3 protein-coding genes and 1 pseudogene are annotated in these 6,552 nt (G+C 55.7%); 1 reads left to right on the top strand and 3 read right to left on the bottom strand.

All coding sequences use genetic code 11. The annotated features are described in order from the left end of the window. Together Q0802_RS24480 and hisD are read right to left on the bottom strand one after the other, a co-directional pair. Positions 1–95: pseudogene (locus Q0802_RS24480) on the bottom strand (sulfopyruvate decarboxylase subunit alpha); the annotation flags it as partial. Between the two features lie 106 nt (positions 96–201). Beyond that, positions 202–1,509 carry a histidinol dehydrogenase gene (gene hisD, locus Q0802_RS24475; protein WP_298922627.1) on the bottom strand — a complete coding sequence of 436 codons (1,308 nt, stop codon included), beginning with the start codon at positions 1,507–1,509 and terminating at the stop codon, positions 202–204. 279 nt (positions 1,510–1,788) lie between these two features. On the opposite strand from hisD, the gene Q0802_RS24470 reads away from it, so the two are divergent. Further along, a complete protein-coding gene (locus Q0802_RS24470; protein WP_298922626.1) occupies positions 1,789–2,808 on the top strand; it encodes a LacI family DNA-binding transcriptional regulator in 1,020 nt (339 codons plus the stop codon). On the opposite strand, the gene Q0802_RS24465 is transcribed toward Q0802_RS24470, so the two are convergent. After that, complete coding sequence (locus Q0802_RS24465) at positions 2,805–6,215, bottom strand: indolepyruvate ferredoxin oxidoreductase family protein (protein WP_298922625.1); 3,411 nt, start codon at positions 6,213–6,215, stop codon at positions 2,805–2,807. The two genes, Q0802_RS24470 and Q0802_RS24465, sit on opposite strands and share 4 nt — an antisense overlap. Positions 6,216–6,552: the final 337 nt, after the last annotated feature.

The raw sequence follows: 6,552 nt of genomic DNA, 5'->3' as shown, positions 1-6,552 counted from the left end.
TCAATAACCCCCGCCAACTGCTTGCACGGCACGGTCGTCACAAAATCAACGCCATTACGGACAAAATCATCTACGATTTGTGTGTTAATGGACACGTATGGTCTCCTTGTAGTCGAGTATCAGGGTGAATTCGGAAAAGGTCAGAGGTCCGCGTCGCAAAGTCAGCGCCCCGCCGCGGATGATAGAGTTAGGTCATTTGCTTCAATCCATCGCGGAAAGATCGAAATTTTCATCCGGGAAGTATTTGTGCAAGCGCGCATCGGCTGAACGCGCATGCCCCTCCATGCCTTCCAGCCGTGAAATGCGCGCCGTGGCTTCGGCGACTGGCTTGGCACCTTCGCGCGTTGCGCGCTGCCAGGTGACAATCTTCATGTATTTGTGAACCGAAAGCCCGCCGGTATATTTTGCGGATTGGGATGTTGGCAAAACGTGGTTGGTGCCCGATGCTTTGTCCCCGAAGGCTACGGTGGTCTCTTCGCCCAGGAAAAGAGAGCCATAGCACTGCAGCCGGTCAAGCCACCACGGCAGATCTGCCGCCTGCACCGTAAGATGTTCAGGTGCATAGTCATCAGAGCAAGCCGCCATTTCCTCACGATCTGAACATATGATGACTTCTGCGTAGTCACGCCATGCGGCTTCGGCGTTCGCACGGTTCAGTTCTGGCAGGTCCGCGATGAGTTTCGGAACGATTTGCATGGTTTTTTCCGCCAGTTCCCGACTGTCTGTCACCAGCCAGACCGGGGAATTGTATCCGTGTTCGGCCTGTCCCACGAGGTCGGTGGCAACGATAAAGGGATCAGCATTTTCATCTGCCAGGATCAGGCTGTCGGTGGGTCCTGCGATCATGTCGATCCCCACACGTCCAAACAGGATGCGTTTCGCTTCCGCGACAAATTGATTGCCGGGGCCGACAAGTATGTCTGCTTTGGGCAGGCCAAACAGGCCGAATGTCATTGCGGCGACACCCTGAACACCCCCCATGGAGAGGATATTGTCAGCGCCACACAGATCAGCGGCGTAAATGATGGCTGGGTTGATTCCAATGCCCGGGCGCGGCGGTGAGCAGGCCGTGATATGCTGGCAGCCGGCCACCTTTGCGGTTGTCACGGTCATGATGGCGCTTGCGATGTGGCTATAGCGTCCGCCGGGCACGTAACACCCTGCGGCCCGGCAAGGTATCGCTTTTTGACCAGCGATCAGCCCAGGCACAACCTCAAGTTCCACATCCGTCATGGTGGATTTTTGCGTCTCTGCAAAGCGGCGTACGTTGTCATGGGCAAAGGCAATGTCGTCTTTCAGCTTTTGCGACACGAGTACCGATGCCGCGGCAATTTCTTCTTTGCTCAAGATGATGCTGCCTTGATAGCTATCGAATTTCTCGGCGTACTTCAGCGCTGCGGCATCGCCGCCGACTTCGATGTCGTTAAGAATGTTCTGTACGGTTTCTCGTACATCGCCGGCATCTGTCATCGCCGTTTTTGCAGCTTTTTTGAGGTATTCTCGGGCCATGAAAAGGAATCCTGTCTTGGAGGTGTCGTCAGCGTCGAGGAAGCAAATTTTCGAAAGCACGGGCAGTTGTTGACCGGCAGTAGGAGCAGCCCGTTTGCCCGTGCCTTCGAAGCGGAATCTGGCCACCCTCCCCAAGCGCCAGATTCCATGTTCTTCAGCGCCTTCTATGCTCTTACAAATCCAAATGCAAGCGCTTGCATTGCGATATATCAATCTTTTTACCCTCCGGCTGACGCGTTTTAGGGTGTTCTCGACGGCAAACGGAGATATGACACCAAGATGGCCAAGAACACCGCTCCAACACTTGAAGATGTGGCTCGCATGGCGGGGGTCTCGACAGCCAGCATTTCGCGGGCGCTGAATGATCCGGACAAAGTGGCCAAACCCACGCGCGAAAAGATAGAGCAAGCGATCGAAGCGCTTGGATATACACCCAATTTTGGCGGTCGCGCTTTGGCGTCCAACCGGACCAACACCGTGGGTGCGATCATTCCCAGCCTTGCGAATGCGATGTTTGCAAGCGGGCTGCAGGCCTTTCAGGAGGTGTTGTCCGAGGCCGGTATCAATTTGCTTGTTGCCACGACGGGGGATGATCCTGAGCATGAGCTGCGTCAGGTAAAATCTCTTTTGGCGCATGGGGCAGACGGGCTGATGTTGATCGGGAATGAACGTCCCGAGGCGACACGCGCGTTTCTGGAAAAGCGGCGGGTCGCATATGTGATCTCCTGGTGCTTCAAGGATGAGGATGCCCAACTTTTTGTGGGCTTTGATAATTTTATGGCGGCAAAGGGGGCGGCTGAACAGGCTTTGGCGCTGGGTCATCGCCGGATCGCAACGATCAGCGGGATCAGGCAAGGAAACGACCGGGCCGGTGATCGGCAGGCAGGTGTCGAGGCGGCGATTGCCGATCATGGCCAGGACGCGCATCTTTCTCATAACATCGAGGCGGCTTACCGGTTGGAATATGGTGCCGAGGCATTTGCCAAAATCATGGGGGATGATCGTCCACCTACCGCAATCATTTGCGGTAATGACGTTCTGGCGGCGGGGGCCCTGATGCGCGCGCGTGATTTGGGTATCGATGTTCCGAACACGGTATCGATTGTGGGTTTTGATGACATCGGGCTTGCATCGGTGGTCACCCCGCCGCTTGCGACCGTGCGTGTGCCGCAGATTGAAATGGGTCGTACGGCAGCACGCGTCCTATTGGCCCGGTTGTCAGGTGAACGAAACGTTAACAGTGTTGCCCTGCAGACCGAATTCATTATGCGCGGATCTCTCGCGCCTCCTCGATACTAGGAAGATCGCATTGCCATCAGGTTTTGTGCTCTGTCGCGGGCGTACCGTGCGGCCTGTTCCTTGACCGGTCCATATCCACGAATGTCCAAGGGGACGGCCAGAATATCTCGAACCACCTCGTGATGTCCTTGTCGCCAAACTTCCGGCATCCCCAGAATCAGCTCATCGAACCAGATGATCAGGTCAAGTTCCAGCTTTCGGTCGGAGTGAAAGCGAAAGGGGTCCAGCAAACTGCCTCGAATCTTTCTGAGCCGCGCGAGGAGGCTGAACATCTGGCCAATCCACGGTCCAAACCGGTATTTCCTGGGCCTGCCACGTCCATCCTTTAACCAGGACAACACAGGGGGGGCCAAATGGTAATGCACCTTAAAGTCACCCTCGAATTCGGCTTTCAGACGTTCTCTGAATTCGGGGCGGGCGTGCAGGCGTGCCACTTCGTACTCATCCTTGTAGGCCATCAGCTTGAAGAGAGATTTTGCGGCTGCGCGTTGAACATCATCTGGCAACCCGGATAAGCAAGACAGCGATGAACGATAGCGCTGAGCATAGGCGTTATCTTGATAGTCGCTTAGGAATGTGGCCCGCCGCTCGATAAATTGCGCGGCAGTTTCATTTGAATCTACCTGGTCCGGTTGCGATGTGTATCTGTGTGGATCAACTGCCAATGCGCGGCCATAGGCAAAGGCCATCCGGTTTTTTTCTGGTGCGACTCCGTTGAGTTCAATTGCCCGCATCAATGCGTCATATCCCACTGGCACAAGCCCGCGTTGCCATGAAAAACCCAGCATCATGACATTGGCAAAAACCGTATCTCCCATCAGAACGTTCGCCATCTCATTTGCGTTGAAGCAAGCGACATTTTCGGCGCCTACCGCGTCTTCAATAGCGGCGCGGCGCTGTGACACCTTCAGGGAAGCGTCCCGGTTCAACACCAGATCACCGGTCGGCATTTCGGCCAGATTGAGGGCGACCTTTGTACCTTGCCGGTAGTGCGCCGAGGCTTTGGGCGAAGAGGAGACCACAACATCGCAGCCAATGACGGCATCCGCGCAGGCTGTGTCAATGCGGACCTGATGCACAGATATGGGGGAGCTGGCCAGACGAACATATCCCAAAACCGCCCCGAATTTTTGAGCAAAGCCGGTGAAATCCAATACACTGACCCCTTTGCCTTCCAGGTGGGCGGCCATGGAAATCAACGCACCAACGGTGATCACCCCTGTTCCTCCAACGCCGGTCACGAGCAGATCATATGGACTATCGAGCGATGGAAGCGCGGGCTCCGGCAACTTTGCATTCATGTCGATCACGTCGATTTCTGGCGCTGCTTTCTTGCGACGTGTCGCACCCTCAAGGGTCACGAAACTGGGACAGAATCCGTTCAGGCAGGAAAAATCCTTGTTGCAACTGGACTGATTGATTTTGCGCTTTGTGCCGAATTCGGTTTTATGCGGCTCAACGCTCAGGCAGTTGCTTTCAACCGAACAATCGCCGCAGCCTTCGCAAACAAGATCGTTGATCACGACAAACCGGTCAGGCTCGTGAAGTTGGCCGCGTTTGCGTTTGCGGCGTTTTTCGGTGGCACAGGTCTGCTCATATATCAAAACCGTGACACCCGGCACGTCGCGTAACGCGCGTTGCAATGCGTCCATTTCAGAACGATCATGAAAGCTGACATCCGCCGGGAAATCGTGTTTTTGAAATTTGGCGATATTGTCTGAGACAAGTGCAATTCGTTGAACACCCTCTGCGCGACAGGTTTGTGCGATCCCGGCAACCGAGACCGGCCCATCCACCGGTTGCCCGCCGGTCATGGCGACAGCATCATTGTAGAGAATCTTGTAGGTGATGTTGGTGCCCGCCGCCACGGCCTGACGGATGGCAAGGCTGCCAGAATGGTACCAGGTTCCTTCGCCCAGGTTCTGGAAAATATGTTTGCCACCGTTGTAAAGCGAGGTGGCGATCCAAGGCACCCCTTCGCCTCCCATTTGCGCATAGCCGACGGTTTCGCGGTCCATCCAACTTGCCATGACATGACACCCGATACCACTGGCGGCCTTGGAACCTTCCGGCACTTTGGTCGACGTGTTGTGCGGACAACCGGAACAGAAGTAGGGCGTTCGCGTCGCCCCTTCGATCTGCAATACGGGCGGTAGCGGGCTTGTCAGCGCGCACGCCTTCTCGATGAATCCCTCGTTGAGAAAAAACCGGTTCAGGCGCGCGGCAATGATGGGCAGCAATAGCCGGGGGCTCAGCTCGCCCGTCCAAGGCACCAATGGGTTCATTTCTTCGTCGTATTTTCCCACCATACGGTCTGGCTTGCGACCGGGCCAGTCGTAGAAGTGCTCCTTGAACTGGCTTTCGATGATGCCGCGTTTTTCTTCAATCACCAGCACTTCACGTTTGCCGGTCACAAAATCAAGCGCGGCATGATGGGCCAGCGGCCAAACCATCCCTACCTTGTAGATATCGATACCAAGACTGCGGCAGCGGCCCTCATCCACGCCAAGAAGGCGCAAGGCTTCCATAAGATCCAGATGTGCCTTGCCGGTGCTGACAAAACCAAAGCTTGCCTTTTCCACCCCGTAGACTGCGTGATCAATCGGATTGGCCTCAGCAAAGGCCTGGACCGCATCAAGTTTCGCCTTGATCCGCGTTTCGATCTCTGGGGATGGCAGGTCAGCGACCCTGACATGCAGGCCACCCGGCGGGGCGGTGAAATCAGGTCGCTGAAAGACCCGGTCGGGCATGAGTTCAACGGATTGTCCGCTTTCAACGGTTTCTGAGATGGCCTTGAAGCCAACCCAGGTGCCGGAAAACCGCGACAATGCGAAGCCGTACTCCCCAAATGCCTGATACTCCGCCACGCTCGCGGGGTTCAGCGTGGGCATGAACCAGGCCATGAACGCAACATCCGATTGGTGAGGCATAGACGATGAGACGCATCCATGATCGTCCCCGGCAACGACCAATACGCCGCCTTTCGGGGCGGATCCATAGGCATTCCCGTGTTTGAGCGCATCCCCCGACCGATCCACCCCCGGCCCCTTGCCATACCACATGGAAAAGACGCCATCGACATCAGCATGCGGGTCGAGACTTGCTTGCTGCGCGCCCAGGACCGCCGTTGCCCCAAGGTCCTCATTGACCGCAGGAATGAAGGAAATGCCCGCTTTCTTGATCAGTGCCTCATTGCGCCAGATTTCCTGATCGACGCCACCAAGGGGGGATCCGCGGTAGCCTGACACAAATCCCGCGGTGTTCAGTCCGTTTTCACCATCACGCCGTGCCTGATCCAGCATGATACGTACAAGGGCCTGGGTTCCGGTGAGAAATACGCGGCCTTGGGTTTTGGTGTATCGGTCTCGAAGGGCGTAGTCGGAGGGCTTGCGCGGATGCTGGCTCATCAAGAGGGTCCTGTCACAAATGAGTGGCTTGGGTCATTTTCGCCAATTTGGGTGATAAAGTTTATTTCATTTTGCATCGACGGGCATTTTGGGCGAACATTTTTTTCACAAACCGGAACATTTCAGGATTTTTTTGGCTAAAATCTGACCTGGGGTCGGATGGAGGTCAATCGGGCAAGACAGGGTCTTTCGCTTGACAACTTAAAAGTGGCCTGTCTCTGGTCGGTTGCAAATTCTATCGGGAGGTCATTTTGATGCTTAGGACGCGAGCTGCGGTTGCGGTTGCTGCTGGGAAGCCATTGGAGGTTATGGAGGTTAACCTTGAGGGGCCTCGTGC

The sequence above is a fragment of the uncultured Roseobacter sp. genome (genome assembly GCF_947495275.1).
Classification (GTDB): domain Bacteria; phylum Pseudomonadota; class Alphaproteobacteria; order Rhodobacterales; family Rhodobacteraceae; genus Roseobacter.
The sequence above is the reverse complement of the archived record's forward strand: the minus strand, read 5'-3'. Positions and strand labels throughout refer to the sequence as shown.